General features: G+C 55.3%; 1 protein-coding gene. It reads left to right on the forward strand.

Annotation, left to right across the window (positions count from 1 at the left end):
• On the forward strand, window positions 1–427 hold a 427-nt coding region (locus tag AC2A06_RS18890; protein WP_484381302.1), incomplete at both ends, for an Ig-like domain-containing protein.

Below are 427 nucleotides of genomic sequence, written 5' to 3' on the forward strand. Positions count from 1 at the left end.
ACCCCGACCCTGAACGGGACTGCGTTGCCAGGCGGCACGGTGACGGTTTACGACGGTAAGAATGAACTCGGTACGGCCAAGGTAGACGACGACGGTAAGTGGAGCTTTACGCCACAGCCTGCACTGGGTGAGGGTAAACATGACCTGACAGCGACGGTGACCAACAGTGTCGGTGTCACCAGTGACCCAACCGGTGTCTTCAATATTGTTGTCGATACGCAGGCACCAGCACCGGCCACCAATTTGAAGGTGGAAGATAAGATGGGTGACGAGCAAGGCGATATCCTTGCTAACAAAACTACCGACGACAGCGCGCCAGTCATCAGTGGTAAGGCTGAACCGGGCAGTGTGGTCCATATCTATGATAACGATAAGGAAATCGGTAGCGCGCCGGTGGATGACCAAGGGAACTGGAGCTTTAAGCCGA

It is taken from the genome of Serratia sp. HNCC26DJ244, from assembly GCF_057180565.1.